The sequence below is a fragment of the Pseudomonas sp. B5(2017) genome, from assembly GCF_002112825.1.
Taxonomy (GTDB): domain Bacteria; phylum Pseudomonadota; class Gammaproteobacteria; order Pseudomonadales; family Pseudomonadaceae; genus Aquipseudomonas; species Aquipseudomonas putida_Z.
Genome location: NZ_NEIR01000025.1, coordinates 17,175 through 37,248 on the forward strand (window position 1 = coordinate 17,175; position 20,074 = coordinate 37,248).

The window sequence follows — 20,074 nt, forward strand, 5'->3', positions numbered from 1 at the left end:
GAACCACATTCACGGGGCGCCCATACTTTTCCTGAACCATGCTGGAGTCACGATAGTGGTCGAAAACGGTACGCCGCGCGAGCCTGCGTCGACGGTCATTCTGCAGGCGCCTGTACTGGCACCGGCCGACCTCATGGGCGAACGGATTGTACAGTTCGACTGGGGGCGCACATCGCTCGGGCCGCTGCCGCGCTGGCCGGCCTCATTGCGCATTGCCGTCGACATGATGCACTTGACACCGTTCCCGTGTGCCGTGGTCTGGGGGCCAGACCTCAACGTTGTCCACAATGCTGGCTACCGGGCGTTGCGGCCGGTTGCCCCGGATGCATTGGGCATGGCCTTCGATGCGCTTTGGAGCGATGTATGGCCGGCGATGGGGCCGTGGGTATTCAAGGCGCTCGAAGGGCACTCGAGTTTTGTCGAGGACCCACCACTGCGTCTTGCCTGCGGCGAAGGCGGGGAGCCGTTGTGGTATGCGTTCGGCTACACACCGTTGCGCGATGAACTGGGCAACGTGGCAGGTTTTCTGCACGCGGTGATCGAGACCACGGCCAGCGTCGAGGCGCACCGCCACTGGCGCGAGCAGGCGCAAAGCTTCGAGCAGCAGGTCGAGCGACACCTGGTGGAGCGCGAGCAGTTCTGGCAGTTGTCGCGTGATGCGATGATGACGGTTACGCCCGAGCTGAAGGTGCATGCCGCCAACCCCGCCTGGTACCGCATTCTGGGCTGGGCCGAGGAGCAGGTACAGGGTGTTCCGGTATTGGACCTGGTACATCCGGCCGATCGCGCCGAGGTTGAGGTGGCGGTTTCCGGGTGCCTGCAATACCGCAATGCCGAGCAGATTGAGACGCGCCTGCGTCACTGCGATGGCCATTACCACTGTTTTCGCTGGAGTGCGCGGTTCGATGGCAGCCTGCTGACTGCCGTTGGCCGGGACATCACCGAGGAGCATGAAGAGGCCGCGCGTCAATCCGAAGCCCTGATGCGCAACAACGAACGCCTGGAAGTGGTTGGCCAGTTGGCCGGGGGCATGGGCCATGAACTGAACAACTTGTTGTCCGGCATCGGCGGCAGCCTGGAGTTGCTGCAACGGCGCCTGCAGGAAGGACGGCTGGAGCGCGTGGAGACCTATGTCGAGGTGGCGCGTGATTCGGTGCAGCGTGCCATGGAGCTGACCCATCGCTTGCTGGCGTTTTCCCGTCATCAACCTTTGGCGCCCAGGCCGCTGGACTTCAACCGGCAATTGCGCTTGAGCGAACCACTGCTGCGCAGCACGCTGGGCGCCGAGATGCGTTTGCACTGGCAGCTGGATGTCACGCCGTGGGCGGTGAACCTTGATGTTTCCCAGCTTGAAAATGCCTTGATCAATCTTTGCACCAACGCTCGCGAAGCGTGCCTGGATCGCGGCAATGTCACGCTGCGCAGTGTCAACCAGCGGCTGACGGCGTGTTTCCCGGATGAGGGCGGCCTGCCGCCAGGCGACTACGTGGCCTTGCATGTGGAGGATGATGGCCGCGGCATGCCGGCGGTGGACATTGCCAGGGCCTTTGAACCGTTCTTCACCACCAAGCCGGTCGGGCGTGGCTCAGGGCTTGGCTTGTCGATGGTGTATGGGTTTGTCGGCCAGTCGGGGGGCTACGCCTGGATCGAGTCGGAGCCGAACCAGGGCACCAAGGTCTGCATGCTTTTCCCAAGGTGCCATGACCCGCTACCCGAGGCGCCCGCGCTGGTGCAGCGCTCGCAACGCATGGCCGGGGGGCAGCGCCTGTTGCTGGTCGATGACGAGCTCGGTTTGCGTGCGGTGATGCGCGAGTACCTGACCGAGCGTGGTTTCGAGGTCATTGATGTGGGCGACGCCAATAGTGCGCTGGAGCGCTTCCGCCATGACGGCCCGTTCGACCTGGTAATCACCGACATCGGCTTGCCAGGTGGTTTCAGTGGCCGCCAGGTGGCCAAGGCCATGCGCATGCAGCTGCCGTTGCAGAAGATCCTGTTCATCACCGGCTATGCGGGTCAGCCGATCGAAGCGCAGTTGCTCGAGCAGCCGGGCACGGCATTGATGAACAAGCCGTTCGCGCTGGCGGACCTGGTGGATGAGGCGCTACGCATGCTGGAGGAATGAAGCGGTTCAGGGCTTGCCCAGTATCTGGGTCACCTGGGCCTGCAGCTGCTTCAGCTCGAAGGGCTTGCAGATCAGGTGCATGCCCGCCTCCAGGAAACCCTCGCGGGCCATGGCCGTTTCCGCATAGCCGGTGATGAACAGTACTGGCAAGCGTGGGCGCAGGTTGCGTGCAATCTCGGCCAGCTGGCGGCCATTCATGCCGGGCAAGCCGACATCGCTGACCAGCAGATCCACCGGTTGTGTCGAACGCAGAACCTTAAGGCCCTCGTTGGCGTCGGCGGCACTGTGGCAGGCGAAGCCATCCTCGCGCAGGGCCTGGCATAGCAATTGGCGTACATGCGGGTCGTCCTCGACCACCAGCACGTGATTGCCCTGGTAGCCTCGCACGGGCTGCACGGGTTTGACCGGTGCCTGGTCCTGGTCGACATGGCGCGGCAGGTACAGGTCCACCCGGGTGCCTTGGCCGATCTGGCTGTGCAGGGTGACATGGCCGTGGGATTGCTTGCTGAAGCCGTACACCATCGACAGGCCCAGGCCGATGCCCTGGCCGATCGCCTTGGTGCTGAAGAACGGCTCGAAGGCATGCTCCAGCGTGCTTTGCGCCATGCCCTGGCCGTCATCGACGATTCGCAGGCGTACATAGTCGCCGGCGCACTGGGCACCGCCGGGGAATTGCCCGGCGCCGATGTGCTGGTTACTTGCCTCGATGCGCAGCTGGCCGCCGCTGGGCATGGCTTCGCAGGCATTGAGCAGCACGTTGTCGAGGGCTTCCTGCAACTGCTGGTCATCGGCTTCGACCGACCACAGGCCCTTGGCGATTTGCAGGTGCAGGTTCACGGCCGGGCTCAAGCAAGCCTTCAGGCGCTTGGCCTGGAGCAGGTCGTGCAGGTCGACCTGCTGGCTGTGCAGCGATTGCCGGGAAGAGAAAGCCAGCAGGCGGTGGGTCAAGCGGGCGGCGCGTGACACTGCCTCGCGGCCCATGCGCAGCACGTTGTCCAGGCCATCGCTGCGGCCCTGGCGCAAGCGCCGGTCGATCAGCTCGAAGCTGCCGCCAATGCTGGTGAGCAGGTTGTTGAAGTCATGGGCGACCCCCCCGGCCAGTTGGCCGATGGCCTCCATCTTGCGCGTCTGGTGGCGGGCGAACTCGCTACGTTGCTGGTCTTCGCCGGGAGGCGCGGCCTGGGCGTCAAGGCGTTGCTGCAGGTCCTGCAGCTGGTCGCGCGCCAGGTACTGCCGGCGCCGGTTGCGCAGGGCGGACCGGGTCGTGTGCAGCAGCTGGGCGTTTTCGAATGGTGCGACCAGCAGGACCAGGTTGCCCACTGGATAGTTGGTCGAGCCCTTGGCCGCTTGGCTCCCTTGACCGAGCAGCACGATGGGCAGGTCCGACCAGCACGGTTGCTGGTCGATGAATGCCTGCAGCAACGCGCTTGGGCCCTGTTTGAACACTTGCTCGGCAATGATCGCCACGCCCGCGCCTTCGGCCAGGCAGGCTTGCAGGTTGGCCAGGTCGACCGCGCACAGGCTGTCGATGCCCGCAGAAGCGAGCAGGCGAGCAGTATCCGCGGCTATTGGCGGGGGCGCCAGGATCAATGCACGTTCGTCCAGCGCCAACGAACTGGCCAAAACGACTCTCCTGCAGGGTGGTCTGATATCCACTGGACCTTGGGCACAGCCCCAGGGTTCAACAAATTTTCGGACGTTGCCTACAGGCCCTGTTGCAGCACGGGGTCGTCCGGGTTCTGCCGCTCCAGTTCGGCCAGCAGTACCTGCACGTTCTGCAACTGGCCGGTTTCCTTCCAGTACTGGATCAGCAACACCCGTGCCCGGCGATTGGCCGGCTGGCGGCTGAGCACGGTTTCCAGTTGCTTTTGCGCGGCGTCGAGTTGTTCCAGTTCATGCAGGGTGACCGCCAGTGTATAGCGGTAGTCGGCGTTATCCGGGTCCAGTTCGACGGCGCGGGACAAGGCCAGCAAGGCGTATTCGCGCTGCTCGTGGCGGTTCAGCCAGAGCCCCAGTTCGTACTGCAGAAAGGCCGAGTCGGGGCTCAGCGCCAGGGCTTTGCCCAGTACCTGACGCGAGGCGTCGTGATGGCCCTGGCGTTCCAGCAGGCGTACCTGGGTCGCCAGTGCGTCGAGGTTGCCTGGCGCTACCGTCAGGGCCCGCTGCAGGGCTGTGGCGGCCAGGGTGTAGTCGTTTTCGTGCAGGTACAGGCGCGCCAGGTGGACCTGGGCGTCTGCGTCTTCGGGTTGTTGCTCCAGGGCCTGCTGGTATTGCTCCAGGGCGACCTGCAGCGGGCCGAAATACAGGCCGATGTCATCCGGGGCAAGGCCGAGCAGGGCATCTACCGCGGCAAAGCGTACGCTTTGCTCGTCGTCATCCAGCAGCGGGCCGAGTACCAGGCTGCGCTGCGCCGCCGGCAGCAGGCGGCGGATGCCGGCAATGGCTGCACGGCGCACCAGCGGGTCGGCATGTTCCAGGTCCTGGCGGGCGAGTTTCAATGCCTGGGGCGAAGGGTAGTTGGGCAGTTCGGCATACAAGGCCGCTCGGCGGATGGGCGGTAGGTCGGTGCGCTGCAATTGTTGGTACAGCACCCGTGCAGCGCCGGGTTGGCCCTCATGGGCCTGGCGCAGGGCCTTGGCGTAGCTGTGCGCGGGCAGGGTTGGCGGGGCTGGCGGAGTGTCGCGCCACAGGTAGCCGAACAGGGCCGATACCAGGATCAACAGCAGCAGGGCGATCAGGTAGCGGTGGCGTCTGGGCATCGGACGATCCGTGGCGGCGGGAAGGGCAGAGCTTGGGCTAGCTGGGGGGTAAATGCAACCAGGTGCCTGTCTCGACATTTTCTGCGCCTGTGAGACCGAGCGCCGCCCGCGCGGCGCATCGCCGGCAAGCCAGCTCCCACATCTGTTTCGGGCCAGTCTCTTCTGTGCCTGGCGCGCGCGACCCCTTGTTTGTACGACACGATATCGAAGGTAGCGCTGCTGCTCTTCTGCATTCTCCAGACATGCACCCAGGGTGCGAGTGCGCAGGAGCCAGGAGTAACTGGCCCGAAACAGATGTGGGAGCAACTGTCTTTAGAAATTTATTTTCCGCATTAGTAGAGAATCGATCCTCGTTCGCCTCAGTTCGGTGCGGGTTGAAAACGGCAAGGCCTGGCCTTCATGGTCCAGCCACCGATTCAGGCGAGCTTTTCCTTCACCGTGAAATCCACTTCCAGATCGGCATTGGCCAGCAGATTTACCAAGGCATCCAGGGAAAACTTGTCAATCTTCCCATTCAACAGCTCACTCAAGCGCGGTTGAGTGACATGTAGCCGACGCGCCGCATCCTTCTGAGGTAGATCCCAGGCACGCACCGTCTTGACCAAAATCCGCATCAACTGCGAGCGCAGCCTAAGGTTGTCGGCCTCTTCTGGCGTATCAGCCAACGCGTCCCATACAGATGCCGAGCGTTCATTCGCCATTGTTGATCACCTCTCAGTCCAGCGACTTGAAACGGGCTTTCGCCACATCAATATCGCGCTTATCCGTCTTTTCAGTTGTCTTGCGGAATGCATGCAGGACATAGACAGCTTCCGGGCGGTTCACAACATACAACACGCGAAAAGCACCGTCTTTACACTTGATGCGGATCTCCCGCACACCCCGCCCCACATTCTCCATCGACTTCCAGTCGGTAGGTTCTTCACCGGACTGGATCAAGTCCAGCTGATACCCAGCCCGCTGCCTCGCCACTGGTGGAAACCTGCGCACATCATCCTTGCTGCCGCCTACCCATTCGATAGGCTTCTGACCGTCCCACATGCCGCATACCCCTTCGCCATCGCTCCAATCGCCAGCTGCGCTTGCGCCTCATGCCTCACCCGTGTGTTTGGTCATGCCGCTGCACCTTTCTGGCGTACATGGCAATGCACAGATTCCAGGAGCCTGCACACAAATTATATCGATACCGATATAACCTCAAGCCTGTAAATGTCCATTATCGACACCGACTAAAACAGAAAGGAATGGGCAACAGAAGTGAGGCAACTCACCTGAAAAGGCGAGCCGAGGACATTAAACCTGGTGTGCTTCCCAGCCAAGACAGCACCTTCCGACAGGTGCTGTAGGATAATTCGACAGGGCGTTCGAACTGAAGCATTTGGTTTCTGGTTCGGAAATGTGTTACAGCTCTAGAACCTAGGCGAGGGCTTTGCCCTCGATCGCCAGCAAGCCAGCTCCTACATGGTCCGCACCAACTTCAAGGCATGCACAAGCCAGCTACCACAGGTGAACCACAGGTCTCAAAAGCGGTGGAGTACCTGTGGGAGCTGGCTTGCCGGCGATGCACCGCGCGGGCGGCGCTCGATCTCATAGGCACTGAAGACTCAGAGGCATGCACCCTGCACACACCCTCAATCAGCATAAAAAAGCCCCGCGGACCAAGGCCTGCGGGGCAAACGGTTGGGGGAGGAGCCAACCAAAGGAGTCGTTGAAACGGGTGTATCAGCGCGCGCTGGCTACAGTCTCCGGCTGCCAGCCGCCGCCCAGGGCCTTGTAGATGGAGACGATGCCGCGGTACAGCTCGACCTCGCCCTGGGCTTGAGCATCTTCGGCGCTCAGCCGCTCACGCTCGGCATCGAGCAGCACCAGGTAGTCCACCGTACCCTCGCGATAACGAATCGAGGCCAGTTCAGCCGCCTTGCGGCTGGCATCGCTCTGGCGCATCAGCGACAGCAGCCGCTGCTGGGTCTTGTCGTAGTCGCTGAAGGCGTTGGCCGATTCTTCCAGGGCCAGCAACACCTGCTGTTCATAGTTGGCCAGTGCCCCTTCGGCATCGGCCTTGGCACCGCGCAGGCGGGCGCGCACGCTGCCCAGGTCGAAGGCCGCCCAGGTGATGCTCGGGCCCAGCGCCCATGCATTGGCTGCCGAGGAGCCGATCTGCGAGCCACGGGCAGCAGTAAAGCCGAGGAAGCCGCTGAGGCTGACGCGGGGGAACAGGTCGGCCGTGGCCACGCCGACGTTGGCAGTGGCAGCCGCCAACTGGCGTTCGGCGCTGCGGATGTCCGGGCGGCGGCGCAGCAGTTCACCCGGGTCACCCACCGGTAGCGCCTTGGCGATGGCCGGCAGGGCCTTGGGCGACAGGTCGACGCTGAGCGCCTCGGGGCGCTGGCCGAGCAGGGTGGCGATGCGATGCCGGGCCCGCGCCTGTTCCGCCTGCAGTTGCGGCACGGTGGCTTCGACCCCGGCCAGGCGCGCGTCGGCCCGTACCACGTCAAGGTCGTTGCCCACCCCGGCATCGCGCAGGGTTTCGGTGATGGCCCGCGATTCCTGCTGGGTCTTGAGGTTGGCCAGGGCGATCTTCTCGCGCAACTGCGCGCCGCGCAGCTGGCCGTAGGCATCGACCAGCTCGGCGATCAGGCTGACCTGCAGCTGCTGCAGGTCGGCCGCGGCTACCGCTTCCTGGGCTTCGCTGGCTTCGATCTGGCGCTGGATGCGGCCGAACAGGTCAAGCTCCCAGGCCATGTCCAGGCCCAGGTCGTAGCGCTCGCTGTTCACCCGTTGCGTGGTCTGGCCGGGGATCTGGCCCTTGCCGATGTCGCTGCTGGCGCGGCTGGTGACCACCGGGAACTGATCGTTCTCGGCGTCTTCACGGATCGAACGGGCCGACTTCAGGCGGGCGAAGGCCACGCGCAGGTCACGGTTGCCGTCCAGCGAAGCCTGCACCAGCTGGTTCAGTACCGGGTCGTCGAACTGCTTCCACCACAGGCTCTCGAAACGGCTACGGTCGTAGGCCTTGGCCTGTACATCGCTGGCCAGCTGCGCAGGCTCGGTGGCTGGCGCCTGGTAGTCCGGGCCTACCGCGCAGGCCGCCAGGGCCAGCGCCAGCAGGCTCGGGGTCAAGGGTTTGAGCAGGTTCATGCATGGCTCTCCAGCGAGTGGGCGCGTTCGGCCTTGCGGGCCTGGCGACGCTCGACGAAACGGCGAATCAGGAAGAAGAACACCGGGGTCAGGAACAAGCCGAACACGGTCACGCCGATCATCCCCGAGAACACCGCCACACCCATGGCATGGCGCATTTCAGAACCTGCACCGGAGCTGAACACCAGTGGAACCACACCCATGATGAAGGCGATCGAGGTCATCAGGATCGGCCGCAGGCGCAGGCGGCAGGCTTCCAGTACCGCTGCCAGCGGGTCGAGCCCCTTGGCCTGTTCGTCCTTGGCGAACTCGACGATCAGGATCGCGTTCTTGCACGCCAGGCCCACCAGTACGATCAGGCCGATCTGGGTGAAGATGTTGTTGTCACCACCCGACACGATCACCCCGGTGATGGCCGACAGCAGGGTCATCGGCACGATCAGGATCACCGCCAGCGGCAGACTCCAGCTTTCGTACTGGGCGGCAAGCACCAGGAAGGCCAGCAGTACGCACAGCGGGAACACGAACAGCGCAGTGTTGCCCGAGAGGATCTGCTGGTAGGTCAGGTCGGTCCACTCGAAGGTCATGCCGTTGGGCAGTTCCTCTTTCAGCAGCTTCTCGATTGCAGCTTCGGCCTGGCCGGAGCTGTAGCCCGGTGCCGCGGCGCCGTTGATCTCGGCGGTGATGAAACCGTTGTAGTGCATCACTCGGTCAGGCCCGGAGGTGTCGCTGACCTTGAGGAAGGTCGCCAGCGGGATCATCTCGCCGAGGTTGTTGCGCACCTTCAGCTGGCCGATCTGCTCGGCATCGAGGCGGAACTGCTGCTCGGCCTGGACGTTGACCTGGTAGGTACGGCCAAAGCGGTTGAAGTCGTTGGTGTACAGCGAGCCCAGGTAGACCTGCAGGGTGTCGAAGATGTCGGTGATCGCCACGCCGTGGGTCTTGGCCTTTTCCCGGTCGATAGCTGCATCGACCTGCGGCACGTTGACCTGGTAGCTGGTGAACAGGCCCGCCAGTTCCGGCACGTTGTGGCTCTTGGCGATGATGTTCTGGGTTTCCTTGTACAGCGCCTCGTAGCCCAGGTTGCCACGGTCTTCGATCTGCAGGCGGAAGCCGCCGATGGTGCCCAGGCCTTGTACCGGCGGTGGCGGGAAGATCGCGATGTAGGCGTCCTGGATGTCGGCGAACTGGGCATTCAGTGCAGCAGCGATGGCCGCCGCCGACTGGCTCGGGTCCTTGCGCTCGTCGAACGGCTTGAGCGGGGTGAACACGATGCCGCTGTTCGGGCTGTTGGTGAAACCGTTGATCGACAGGCCTGGGAAGGCTACCGAGTCGGCCACGCCAGGCTGCTTCAGGGCGATTTCGCTCATGCGCTTGATCACCGCTTCGGTGCGGTCGAGGCTGGCCGCGTCAGGCAGCTGGGCGAACGCCACCAGGTACTGCTTGTCCTGGGCCGGTACGAAACCGGTCGGGGTGGACGAGAAGCCCAGGTAGGTCAGGCCCATCAGGCCGGCATACACGAACAGGGCGATGCCGCTGGAGCGGATGACCCGACGCACGCCGCCGACGTAGCGGTTGGAAGCGCGGTCGAAGAAGCGGTTGAACGGGGCGAACAGCCAGCTGCCCAGCAGTTTTTCCAGGAACCGCGAGAACCGGTCCTTGGGCGCATGGTGGTCCTTCAGCAGCACGGCAGCCAGGGCCGGCGACAGGGTCAGCGAGTTGAATGCCGAGATCACCGTGGAAATGGCGATGGTCAGGGCGAACTGCTTGTAGAACTGGCCGGTCAGGCCGGAAATGAACGCGGCAGGCACGAACACGGCGCACAGCACCAGGGCGGTGGCGATGATCGGCCCGGTCACTTCGCCCATGGCCTTTTGCGTGGCCTCCAGCGGTTTCAGGCCCAGGCCGATGTTGCGTTCGACGTTTTCCACCACGACGATGGCGTCGTCCACCACGATACCGATGGCCAGGACCAGGCCGAACAATGACAGCGCGTTGAGCGAGAAGCCGAACAGGTGCATCACGGCAAAGGTACCGATCAGCGATACCGGCACGGCCATCAGCGGGATGATCGAGGCACGCCAGGTCTGCAGGAACAGGATGACGACCAGCACGACCAGCACCAGCGCTTCGAACAGGGTGTGTACCACGGCTTCGATGGACCCACGGACGAACACGGTCGGGTCATAGACGATGCTGTAGTCCATGCCCTCGGGGAAGTCCTTCTTCAGCTCGGCCATCTTCGCCCGCACTTCGTCGGAGATCTCGATGGCGTTGGAGCCTGGGCGCTGGAAGATCGGAATGGCCACCGCCGGCTGGTTGTTCAGCAGCGAACGCAGGGCGTACTGGCTGGAGCCGAGTTCGACCCGGGCGATGTCCTTCAGGCGGGTGATTTCGCCATCGGCACCGGCGCGGATGATGATGTTCTCGAACTCTTCCTCATTGACCAGGCGACCCTGGGTGTTGATCGACAGCTGGAAGCTGGTCGAACCGGGGGCGGGTGGGGCGCCCAGCTGGCCGGCGGCTACCTGGCGGTTCTGCTCGCGGATTGCAGCCACCACATCACTGGCGGTGAGGTTGCGCGAAGCGGTCTTGTTCGGGTCCAGCCACACGCGCAGCGAGTAGTCGCCCATGCCGAACAGCTGCACATCGCCCACGCCGCCCAGGCGCGCCAGCTCGTCCTTGATGTTGAGGATGGCGTAGTTGGACAGGTAGAGCATGTCGTAGCGGTTGTCCGGCGAGGTCAGGTGCACGACCATGGTCAGGTCGGGCGAGGCCTTGTCGACCGTGATACCAATGCGGGTCACTTCCTCGGGCAGCTTGGGCTGGGTACGGGTGACGCGGTTCTGCACCTGCACCTGGGCGTTGTCCAGGTCGGTGCCCAGGGCGAAGGTGATGGTCAGCGTCAGCTTGCCGTCAGCGGTGGACTGGGAGGACATGTACAGCATGTTCTCCACGCCGGTAATCGCCTGCTCCAGTGGCGCGGCGACGGTTTCGCCGATGACCTTGGGGTTGGCGCCTGGGAAGTTGGCGCGCACCACCACGGTGGGCGGCACCACTTCGGGGTATTCGCTGATCGGCAGCTGGAACAGCGAGATCGAACCCGCGATCAGCAGCACCAGCGACAGCACCGCGGCGAAGATTGGCCGGGTAATGAAGAATTTCGAGAAGTTCATCGGTGTGGTCCCTTAACCGCGTGGCGCCTGGGCGCTGGCGACTTTCACGTTGTTGCCCGCCACCTTCGGCGCCGGGTTGCTGGCCTCCAGGGCCTGGCGCTGCTGGGCGAGGGCGGCGAGGGTCTGTTCGCTGGCCATCGGTGTCTCTTCCGGGGTGACCGGTGAGCCAGGGCGCACACGCTGCAGGCCCTTGACCACGATGCGGTCGTCCTTGCCCAGGCCGCTGCGCACGATGCGCAGGCCTTCCAGCTTCGGCCCCAGCTCCACGGCGCGGTAGGCGGCCTTGTTGTCCTTGTCCATGACCAGCACGAACTTCTTGCCAAGGTCGGTGCCCACGGCTTCGTCGTTGATCAGTACGGCCTGGTACTGGGCGCTGCCTACCAGCTTCAGGCGTGCATACAGGCCTGGGGTGAACTGGCCGTCGCTGTTGTCGAACACCGCACGGCCACGGATGGTGCCGGTGCGCGGGTTGACCTGGTTGTCGACGAAGTTCATCTGGCCCAGGTGCGGGTTGCCGGTTTCGTTGGTCAGGCCCAGGTACACCGGGGTGCTCTGGCCGCGCTGGCCTTCGCGGGCCAGCTGGGTGTACTTGAGGTACACGCGCTCGTCGGCGTCGAAGTAGGCGTAGACCTTGTCGGTGGAGACCACGCTGGTCAGCGGGGTGACATCGGCGGTGACGATGTTGCCGGCGGTGAACTGGGCGCGGCTGACACGGCCGCTGATGGGCGCGGTGACACGGGTGAAACTGAGGTTCAGGCGTGCCAGGTCGAGCTGGGCCTGGATCGCGTCGACCCCGGCGCGGGCTTCGGCGGCGGCGCTGCTACGCGATTCGGCCAGTTCTGCGGAAATGGCGTTGCTGTCACGCAGGCGTTCGCCACGGCGGGCTTCGTTGGCGCTGCGGATGGCGGTGGCCTTGGCTTGCTGTAGCTGGGCTTCGAGGCGGCGGACGTCTGCCTGGAACGGGCGCGGGTCGATCTGGAACAGCAGATCGCCTTTCTTGACCTGGGCGCCTTCAGTGAAGGCCACCAGGTCGATCTGGCCGGAGACCCGCGGGCGAACCTCGACGGTTTCCGGGGCTTCGAGGCGGCCGGTGAACTCGTCCCATTCGTTGATCGGTTGCTCGATCACCTTGGCCACACTGACCTTCGGCGCGGCGGGAGCCTGCACGGCGTCGGGGGTTCGACCGCAAGCGCTGATCACCACCACTGCCAGGGCAGCGAGGGGGAAGCGCAAGGGTTTGAGTGATTGTTCCATGGAGAACTCCGCCAATGTATTAGTAGTGGGCGGAGTGTGAGTGTCTTGCGCGTGATGCACGAATCGAACGGGGCGAAGGTTATTATCACGATGAATGATATGTGTGAGTCGTTCATCGATTTGCGGCATGGTTGGGATTTCTGGGGCTGCGTTGCAGCCCATCGCGACACAAGGCCGCTCCTACAGCTTACGCGTTCCCCTGTAGGAGCGGCCTTGTGTCGCGAAAGGGGCGCAACGCGCCCCCGACAATCTCAGCTCGATACGCGGAACCCATGGGTGCCATCGCGCTCCAGCTGGGCAATCAAGCCGAACTCCCAGTCCAGATACCCCTGCATCGCTTCGTGCGGGTTGTCCGTCCCTTCATAAGGCCGGCGATAACGGTCGGTACGCGCCACGGCCAAGCGCGTTTCGCCGCTCTCCAGCGCCTTGCCCGCCGCAATCCAGCGCGCCGTGCCGCCGTCCAGCACGTACACCGGGGTTTGCGTCAGCGCCTGCAAGTCCAACGCCGCAAAGCCCGCCAGCAGGCTGCTGCCGCAGGTCAGCACATAGCGCTCGGCTACCGGCAAGCGCTCCAGCACCTGTGGCAACTGCGCGCGGATCGCCCAGTAAGCGCCTGGAATATGCCGTTTCACATAGTTGGCACTGCTGGTGAAGTCCAGCAGCACGGTGCCTGGCGCTTGCAGCCAGTCCTCCAGCTGCTCGACACCGATTTCGGTCACCGCTGGCAACGCCGGCCGCGGCGCCTGCCACTCGCCGGCTGCACTGAAGTCTGCCGCTGACAAACCGTCCAGCACTGCCACCTGCCAGCCCATCTGCGCCAGCCACGAAGCGCTCATGTGGGCCCGCACGCCGTCATCGTCCACCAGCACGATGCGCGCCCCGCGTACGCTGGCGACATGGTCGGTTTCCTGCACCAGCTGCCCGCCCGGCACGCTGCGGCTGGCCGGCAGGTGGCCCTGGGCGTATTCCTCGGGCGTGCGTACGTCGAACAGGTAGGTGGTGCGGCTGGTATCAGCCTGCCAGGCGGCCAGGCCTTCGGGCTCCAGGCGGGCCACGCCGGCGCGGTCGGCCACGCTGCGCGCGCGCTGTGCGGCATCGGCACGGGTGCTGTCGGTAACCTCGGCGAAGCGCCGTTGCTGGCCGTGGGCCAGGGTTTGCCCGGCCAGGGTCCAGCCAATGGTGCCGTTGCGCAGGGCGGCCACCGGGTTGGGGATGCCGGCGTTGACCAGCGACTGGGTGCCGATGATGCTGCGGGTGCGCCCGGCGCAATTGACGATCACCTGGGTGGCAGGGTCGGGCGCCAGCTCGGCCACCCGCAGCACCAGTTCGGCACCCGGGACGCTGATGCCACCCGGGATGCTCATGGTCTGGTATTCGTCGAAGCGGCGGGCGTCGAGCACCACCACATCGGCCTTGGCATCCAGCAGCGCTTGCACCTGTTCGGCCGCCAGCGATGGGGTGTGTCGCACGCTTTCCACCAGTTCGCCAAAGGCCTTGCTTGGCACGTTGACGTCGCGGAACAGTTCGCCGCCTGCTGCGCGCCAGCCGGCCAGGCCACCTTCGAGCAGTGCCACATCGCTGTAGCCCAGTGCCGTCAGACGCTGGCCGGCCTGGGCCGCCAGGCCTTCGCCGTCGTCATACAGGGTGATGGCGGTGTCGCGCCGGGGGACCCGGGCAAACACCTCCAGCTCCAGTTTCGACAACGGAATGTTGGCGGCGAACAACGGGTGTGCCTGGGCGAACGGGTCTTCCTCGCGTACATCGATCAGCGCCAGTTCTTCATGGGCCAGCAATGCCCGACGAATGTCGTGGAAGGCGCGGGTGGCTACGGTACTCATGGGGCAGGGTTCTCTTTGGACAGGTCCCAGATATTGGGCAGAAGGGTGTTGGAATAGCCGGAAATGAACGGTTTCTCGCTGCCGTCGGGCAGGTACACGGCACGGCTGACGGCGCCGATGTTGGCGCCATACACGTGAATGCTGATCGACACCTGGTCGGCGAAGGCGTTGCTGACCTGATGGATATCACCGATGCGCGGCGATACGGCCTCCACGTGGCCGGGGTCGATGCGCACCGGCTCGCCTGCCGGCAGCAACGTACCGTGCTCGCTACGGACAAAGCCTTGCGAGTATTCGGCGCCACGCAACATGCCAATCAGGCCCCACACCCGGTGGTCGTGGATCGGCGTCTGCTGGCCTGGCCCCCATACGAAACTGACGATGGAAAAGCGCTGGCGCGAATCGCAATGCAGCAGGTATTGCTGGTAACGGGCCGGGTCCGGCTGCGCCAGCGCCTCGGGCAGCCAGTCGTCATGGGCGACCAGGCTGCGCAGCAGGCCCTGGCCCTGGTCGAGGAGGGTGGCTTCGTCGGTTTCCCGGTCCAGCAGTTGCGAAAGTGCGTCGATGAAGTGGCGCAGGCGCTCGAGGCGCAGGGGTTGGCTCATGGTTCAGGCTCGGCTGACGGTTTGGTTAAACCCTAGCAAATGCGGTGAGTATTCTTAAAAGTAAAAATATTCATAAGCTAATATGCAAAAAATGCATTTACAGCTTGGCTGATCTGTTTTGAAATGGGCGCAACGAACAGCAAGCCCCGCGATTACCCCACGAGACCGCACGCGCGGATCGGCCTTATGTACCTCGACGGTACCTGGAGACGAACGTGCGATACCTCAAGCAATTGGCCGCCGGTGTGCTGGCCAGCTCCCTCAGCCTGGCGGCCGCCGCGCAAACCCTGGTGGTTGGCGACCAGAGCTTCAATGCCCGCGCCGTGATGGAAGCGGCCGGCGTGCTCGACGACCTGCCCTATACCCTGGAATGGAAGCAGTTCACCGCCGGCTCGCCGGTGGCCGAGGCGCTGAACGTGGGCAGCCTGGACATCGGCCTGCTGGGCGATGCGCCGCCGTTGTTCCTCGGTGCGCTGGGTGCGCCGATCAAGGTGATTGCGGTCAGCCGGCAGAACCTGGAGGGCGTGGCCATCCTGGCACGCAAGGACTCGAACATTCACCGCCTCGAAGACCTGCGTGGCAAGCGTGCGGCGATCTGGAAGGGTTCCTGGAGCCAGCAACTGCTGTTCAGCGCGCTGGACAAGGCGGCGGTGCCGCGTGACGCCCTGGAGCTGCGCTACCTCAGCGCCCTGGATGCGTCGCATGCCCTGGATGGTGGTTCGGTGGATGTGATCGCCACCTGGGAACCCTATGTCACCCAGCAGGAGCGCCAAGGGGCGCGGGTGCTGGCCACGGCCGAAGGGCTGATCCCGGCACAGAGTTTCGTGGTGGCCAATGCCAAGGCGGTGGAGGCCAAGCGGGCGCAGATCAGTGATTTTCTCCAGCGCCTGAAGAAGGCCCGTGACTGGACCCTGAGCGACCCCGCCCACACCGAGGCGTATGCCGATGCCTGGGCCAAGCGCACCCGTGCCGACCGCGACATCGCCCGGGCCTGGTTTGCCCGGGCGCGTACCGATGTGGCGGCACTGACCCCGCAGGTGATCGTGGAGGCGCAGAAGACCGTGGACTTCTTTGCCGGGCTGGGGCTGATCAAGGCCTACCCGGCGGCCAGCCTGTTCGATACCTCGTTCGCGGCGGCGTTCGAGCACTGATTACGCCTGTACCGGCCCTTTCGCGGGTAAACCCGCTCCCACAGGGGCAGTGCAGCACTCGAATACTGCGCAATTCCTGTGGGAGCGGGTTTACCCGCGAAGAGGCCGGCCCAGCCACCACCATTTCCGAGGAATACCCATGACCACCCGCAAGATCAAGCTCGGTGCCCTGACCATGGGCTGCGGCGGCCCTGGCCGGCACAACCTGTGGCTCGACCCGGAGCTGCCTGCCGACGCCAGCGTCAATATCGATTGGTACATCGACATCGCCCGTCAGGCCGAGGCGGCGTTGTTCGACCTGATGTTCATCGTCGACAGCCAGTACATCACCCCCGGCTCGCCGTCCCATTACCTCAACCGCCTGGAGCCGCTGACCCTGCTCTCGGCGCTGGCGGTAAGCACACGCCACATCGGCCTGGTCGGCACCCTGACCACTTCCTACAACGAACCGTTCAACGTCGCCCGCCGCCTTGCCTCGCTGGACCTGATCAGCAAGGGCCGCGCCGGCTGGAACGTGGTCACCAGTGGCGACGCCGGCACCGCCGGCAACTATGGCCGTGACGAGCACTACGACTACGACACCCGCTATGCCCGCGCCCAGGAGCACGTCGCGGTGGTGCAGGGCCTGTGGCGCTCCTATGAAGACGGCGCCTTCCCGCGCAACCGGGCCACCGGGCAGTTCCTCGACCCCAGCCGGATGCATGCCCTGAACCACAAGGGCGAGCACTTCTCGGTGGTGGGGCCGTTGAACATCCAGCGCTCGCCACAGGGCCAGCCGGTCATCTTCCAGGCCGGCGATTCGCAGCAAGGGCGTGACCTTGGGGCTGCCACCGCGGATGTAATCTTCACCCACGCCGCCAGCATCGAGCAGGGCCAGGCGTTCTACCGTGATGTGAAGGGCCGCGCCGCGCGGCTGGGGCGTGACCCCGAGCAGTTGCTGGTATTGCCCGGGGCCGAGATCTATGTCGGCGACACCGACGAACACGCCCGCGAGATCGAGCGCCATTACCACCAGCAGGACCACAGCTTCGAGCTGGCGCTCAAGGAGTTCGGGCGCAACTTCGGCTGGCACGACTTCAGCCAGTACGACCTCGATGCGCCATTCCCGCAAGAAAGCCTGGAGCACGCGCGCAGCAGCTTCTTCACCAACGCCAGGCGCATTGCCGACCAGGCACGGGAGCAGGGCTTGAGCTTGCGCCAGGCGGTGGAGTTCGGCCGCCAGTTGCGGCCGGGGGCCTTCGTCGGTTCGCCGGCAACGGTAGCGGCCAGAATGGCCGAGTGGTTCGAGGCGCGGGCCCTGGATGGCTTCAACATCTATATCGGCCACCCCGGGCAGTTCCGCCGCTTTACCGAGCAAGTGGTGCCGCTGCTGCAGGAGCGCGGGGTATACCGCACCGCCTACGAGGGCACCACCCTGCGTGAAAGCCTGGGCCTGGCCATTCAGTGAATGCTCGAGGCCAGTTCGAAGATCGGCATGTACATCAGGATCACGATCAGGCCGATCAGCAGGCCGATGAAGGTCATCAGCAGTGGTTCGAACAGTTTGACGAACCATTCCACCCAGCGGCCGATTTCCTGGTCATGGAAGTCGGCGCAGCGCTCCAGCATCTCGCCCAGGTTGCCGGACTGCTCGCCGGCCCGTAGCAGGCGCAGCGATACCGGCGTGACCAGTTGCCCGGCCTCCAGCGCGTCGGACAACGGCAGCCCTTCGCCGACCCGCTGGCTGGCGTGCTCCAGGCCCTGGGCCGCCGCGCTGCCGAGCAGGCCGCGGGCCATGCCCATGGCGGTGAGGATGGGGATGCCGCCTTGCAGCAGGATGCCCAACGAGCGGTAGAAGCGCGCCAGTTCGTACATCATCAGGCGTTGGTGCAGTGCCGGCAGGCGCCGCAGCTGGCAGGCTGCCCAGCGCCGCACCCGTGGCTGGCGGCGCAGCAGCCACAGCGCCATGACCACGCCGAGGGTGCCCAACGCCAGTGGCAGTTGCTGGGCATGCAGGAACAGGCCGATCTGCATCAGTAGCCGAGACAGCCAGGGCAACTCGGTGCCCATGCCCTCGAATACCTGGCTGAAACGCGGCACCACGTAGCCAAGCAGGAACAGCACCACGCCACCGCCCACCAGCAATAGCAGCAACGGGTACACCGAGGCGCCCACCAGCTTCTGCCGTACCAGGTCCAGGCGCTGGCGGTAGCTGATGTAGCGGGCGAGGGCGTCGCCCAGTGCGCCGGTACGCTCGCTGGATTGCACCAGCGCCACGTACAGCGGCGGGAATACCCGTGGCTGCTGGCCCAGGGCCTGAGACAGCGAGCGGCCTTCGTACAGTTGGCGGACCAGTTCGGCGAGCACTTTGCGCGTTGCCGCTGCGGGGGCCTTTTCCGCCAGGCTCTCCAGCGCGTCGATCAGCGGCAGGCCGGCGTTGAGCAGGGTTGAAAGTTCCTGGCTGAACAGCACCAGGTCAAAGCTTGCTTCGCGGCGCCAGGCCATGCCGCGCAAGGCGCCGCCGTGGCCGCGCAGGCTGAGCACGCGCAGGCCCTGGTCCTCGGCCTGGCGGCGGGCCTGGTCGGCGTCCTCGGCGTCGATCTGCAACTGCACCACACCCTGCCTGCCCAGGGCCTTGAGGCTGTAGCGCATGGTCGTTCTCCCTACTGCCAACTGGTGATTTCGGCGTTTTCCCCGTCGCCACCGGGCTGGCCGTCCTTGCCCATCGACAGCAGGTCGTACTCGCCGCCGTTCTCGCCAGGTTGCCGGTAGATGTACGGGCGGCCCCACGGGTCTTGCGGCACGGCCTTCTGCAGGTACGGGCCGGTCCAGCGCGCTTCGCCACTGGGGGCGATCACCAGGGCCTGCAGGCCTTGCTCACTGCTGGGGTAGTGGCCGACTTCGAGGCGGTACAGGTCCAGGGCCTTGCTCAGCCCCTCTATCTGCGCCCGCGCCACCTTGGCCTCGGAGCGGCCTAGCTGGCTGAAGTACTTGGGCGCGACGATACCGGCCAACAGGCCGAGCACCACCAGCACCACCAGGAGTTCAAGCAGGGTGAAGCCACGTTGAGGGTTGGTTCTGCGCTGCATGGTGAAGCCCTCCGCTGCATGGGGACAAGCTTTTGCAGGCTCCATGCAACAGCCGTGCACGCCTGCGCTGGCGCCTTGCACCATGCGGTATGCAAAGCGGCACAGTGCTTGCGTCGTGGTCATCGACCTCGGGTTTTCCGGGGTATATCCCCCAAATTTGGGGGTACCACGAAGAGGCGACCGACATGCGTGGACTCATTCTCGGTTTGATCTGGCTGGTGGCAGGTGCTGCCCAGGCCGATGTGTACATTTCCATCGACGCCAAAGGCAGCTACATACTGACCAACGTCCATCGACCCGGGCGCCTCTATGAAACGGTGATCAGCGAGCCGAAGGCCCAGGCCGGCCCGGCCAACGCGCAGCTCATCACCGGCCGCCCCTACGCCAAGCTGGTCGCCGCCGCGGCGCGTACCCACGACGTCCCCCCGGCGTTGCTGCATGCGGTGATCAAGGCCGAGTCCGGCTACAACCCCAAGGCCCGTTCACCGGCGGGCGCCGTGGGGCTGATGCAACTGATGCCGGATACCGCCCGCGAGATGGGCGTGGAAAACCGCCTGGACCCGGAAGACAACGTGCAGGGCGGGGCCCGCTACCTCAAGCGCATGCTCAACTTGTTCGACAATGACATCACCCTGGCCGTGGCGGCCTACAACGCCGGCCCCGAAGCTGTGTTGCGCCGTGGTGCGGTACCGCCGTTTGCCGAGACCCGGCGCTATGTACCGAATGTGCTGCGGGAGTACCGCCGGTTGCAGGGGTTGACGGGTGATTAGCCTTTGCAATTTTCCCTGTGGGAGATGGCCCAGCCCTTTGGGCTGCGCTGTCGCGTAGATAACTGAAATTGCAAGCAATCCACGTACCCTGTGGGAGCATCTGGATTTTTGCAAGGCAGGTGCGTTCAGTACGGGAAACAAAACAATACCCTTCGGCGGATGCCACCAAGCTGACCCGATGGTTTCCCCAACT

The 20,074-nt window shown here is 64.7% G+C and carries 15 protein-coding genes; 4 read left to right on the top strand and 11 right to left on the bottom strand.

Going from position 1 to position 20,074, the window contains the following annotated elements; translation table 11 throughout:
• Positions 1–55: 55 nt before the first annotated feature.
• On the top strand, positions 56–2,122 hold the full coding sequence (locus CAG00_RS26655; protein ID WP_085665730.1) for an ATP-binding protein: 2,067 nt from the start codon (positions 56–58) through the stop codon (positions 2,120–2,122).
• A gap of 6 nt (positions 2,123–2,128) precedes the next feature.
• On the opposite strand, the gene CAG00_RS26660 is transcribed toward CAG00_RS26655, so the two are convergent.
• The 9 genes from CAG00_RS26660 to CAG00_RS26700 all read right to left on the bottom strand — a co-directional run bounded on the left by CAG00_RS26660 (position 2,129) and on the right by CAG00_RS26700 (position 14,892).
• Positions 2,129–3,745 (bottom strand): response regulator, encoded by a 1,617-nt coding sequence (locus tag CAG00_RS26660; RefSeq protein ID WP_085665731.1) that lies wholly within the window; start codon positions 3,743–3,745, stop codon positions 2,129–2,131.
• An 80-nt stretch (positions 3,746–3,825) separates the two neighbouring features.
• Entirely contained in the window at positions 3,826–4,881 is a 1,056-nt protein-coding gene (locus CAG00_RS26665) for a tetratricopeptide repeat protein (RefSeq protein ID WP_085665732.1), read from the bottom strand.
• 416 nt (positions 4,882–5,297) lie between these two features.
• The gene (locus CAG00_RS26670; RefSeq protein WP_003260206.1) at positions 5,298–5,582 is read right to left on the bottom strand and encodes a helix-turn-helix domain-containing protein; all 285 of its coding nucleotides are present in this window, start codon (positions 5,580–5,582) and stop codon (positions 5,298–5,300) included.
• Between the two features lie 13 nt (positions 5,583–5,595).
• Positions 5,596–5,922: a type II toxin-antitoxin system RelE/ParE family toxin gene (locus CAG00_RS26675; protein ID WP_085665733.1), complete on the bottom strand. Its 327-nt coding sequence runs from the start codon at positions 5,920–5,922 to the stop codon at positions 5,596–5,598.
• Positions 5,923–6,603: 681 nt separating this feature from the next.
• A complete protein-coding gene (locus CAG00_RS26680) occupies positions 6,604–8,019 on the bottom strand; it encodes an efflux transporter outer membrane subunit (RefSeq protein WP_085665734.1) in 1,416 nt (471 codons plus the stop codon).
• Positions 8,016–11,195, bottom strand: a complete 3,180-nt coding sequence (locus CAG00_RS26685) for an efflux RND transporter permease subunit (protein WP_025339324.1) — start codon at positions 11,193–11,195, stop codon at positions 8,016–8,018. The genes CAG00_RS26680 and CAG00_RS26685 overlap by 4 nt, the downstream gene beginning before the upstream one ends.
• 12 nt (positions 11,196–11,207) lie before the next feature.
• Complete coding sequence (gene mexE, locus CAG00_RS26690) at positions 11,208–12,449, bottom strand: multidrug efflux RND transporter periplasmic adaptor subunit MexE (protein ID WP_025339323.1); 1,242 nt, start codon at positions 12,447–12,449, stop codon at positions 11,208–11,210.
• Between the two features lie 251 nt (positions 12,450–12,700).
• On the bottom strand, positions 12,701–14,287 hold the full coding sequence (locus CAG00_RS26695) for a rhodanese-related sulfurtransferase (protein WP_085665735.1): 1,587 nt from the start codon (positions 14,285–14,287) through the stop codon (positions 12,701–12,703).
• Positions 14,284–14,892: a cysteine dioxygenase gene (locus tag CAG00_RS26700; RefSeq protein ID WP_075045352.1), complete on the bottom strand. Its 609-nt coding sequence runs from the start codon at positions 14,890–14,892 to the stop codon at positions 14,284–14,286. Before CAG00_RS26700 ends, CAG00_RS26695 begins: the two co-directional genes overlap by 4 nt.
• Positions 14,893–15,107: 215 nt before the next feature.
• Between CAG00_RS26700 and CAG00_RS26705 the strand changes: the two genes are divergently transcribed.
• Complete coding sequence (locus CAG00_RS26705; protein WP_085665736.1) at positions 15,108–16,043, top strand: ABC transporter substrate-binding protein; 936 nt, start codon at positions 15,108–15,110, stop codon at positions 16,041–16,043.
• Positions 16,044–16,182: 139 nt separating this feature from the next.
• Entirely contained in the window at positions 16,183–17,490 is a 1,308-nt protein-coding gene (locus tag CAG00_RS26715; RefSeq protein WP_025339319.1) for an LLM class flavin-dependent oxidoreductase, read from the top strand.
• Here the strand turns inward: CAG00_RS26715 and CAG00_RS26720 are convergent.
• Positions 17,484–18,674 carry a type II secretion system F family protein gene (locus CAG00_RS26720; RefSeq protein WP_085615498.1) on the bottom strand — a complete coding sequence of 397 codons (1,191 nt, stop codon included), beginning with the start codon at positions 18,672–18,674 and terminating at the stop codon, positions 17,484–17,486. The genes CAG00_RS26715 and CAG00_RS26720 overlap by 7 nt on opposite strands.
• Positions 18,675–18,685: 11 nt before the next feature.
• Complete coding sequence (gspG, locus tag CAG00_RS26725) at positions 18,686–19,111, bottom strand: type II secretion system major pseudopilin GspG (protein ID WP_085588532.1); 426 nt, start codon at positions 19,109–19,111, stop codon at positions 18,686–18,688.
• 185 nt (positions 19,112–19,296) lie between these two features.
• Here gspG and CAG00_RS26730 point away from each other — a divergent pair, with 185 nt between their 5' ends.
• Positions 19,297–19,881: a lytic transglycosylase domain-containing protein gene (locus CAG00_RS26730; protein WP_023662492.1), complete on the top strand. Its 585-nt coding sequence runs from the start codon at positions 19,297–19,299 to the stop codon at positions 19,879–19,881.
• The last annotated feature ends 193 nt before the right edge of the window (positions 19,882–20,074 follow it).

What these genes read in the sequence shown, in the direction of transcription:
- CAG00_RS26665 (WP_085665732.1), bottom strand. Translation starts at nt 4,881, where the DNA reads ATGCCCAGACGCCACCGCTACCTGATCGCCCTGCTGCTGTTGATCCTG.
- CAG00_RS26670 (WP_003260206.1), bottom strand. Translation starts at nt 5,582, where the DNA reads ATGGCGAATGAACGCTCGGCATCTGTATGGGACGCGTTGGCTGATACG.
- CAG00_RS26675 (WP_085665733.1), bottom strand. Translation starts at nt 5,922, where the DNA reads ATGTGGGACGGTCAGAAGCCTATCGAATGGGTAGGCGGCAGCAAGGAT.
- CAG00_RS26680 (WP_085665734.1), bottom strand. Translation starts at nt 8,019, where the DNA reads ATGAACCTGCTCAAACCCTTGACCCCGAGCCTGCTGGCGCTGGCCCTG.
- CAG00_RS26685 (WP_025339324.1), bottom strand. Translation starts at nt 11,195, where the DNA reads ATGAACTTCTCGAAATTCTTCATTACCCGGCCAATCTTCGCCGCGGTG.
- mexE (WP_025339323.1), bottom strand. Translation starts at nt 12,449, where the DNA reads ATGGAACAATCACTCAAACCCTTGCGCTTCCCCCTCGCTGCCCTGGCA.
- CAG00_RS26695 (WP_085665735.1), bottom strand. Translation starts at nt 14,287, where the DNA reads ATGAGTACCGTAGCCACCCGCGCCTTCCACGACATTCGTCGGGCATTG.
- CAG00_RS26700 (WP_075045352.1), bottom strand. Translation starts at nt 14,892, where the DNA reads ATGAGCCAACCCCTGCGCCTCGAGCGCCTGCGCCACTTCATCGACGCA.
- CAG00_RS26715 (WP_025339319.1), top strand. Translation starts at nt 16,183, where the DNA reads ATGACCACCCGCAAGATCAAGCTCGGTGCCCTGACCATGGGCTGCGGC.
- CAG00_RS26720 (WP_085615498.1), bottom strand. Translation starts at nt 18,674, where the DNA reads ATGCGCTACAGCCTCAAGGCCCTGGGCAGGCAGGGTGTGGTGCAGTTG.
- gspG (WP_085588532.1), bottom strand. Translation starts at nt 19,111, where the DNA reads ATGCAGCGCAGAACCAACCCTCAACGTGGCTTCACCCTGCTTGAACTC.
- CAG00_RS26730 (WP_023662492.1), top strand. Translation starts at nt 19,297, where the DNA reads ATGCGTGGACTCATTCTCGGTTTGATCTGGCTGGTGGCAGGTGCTGCC.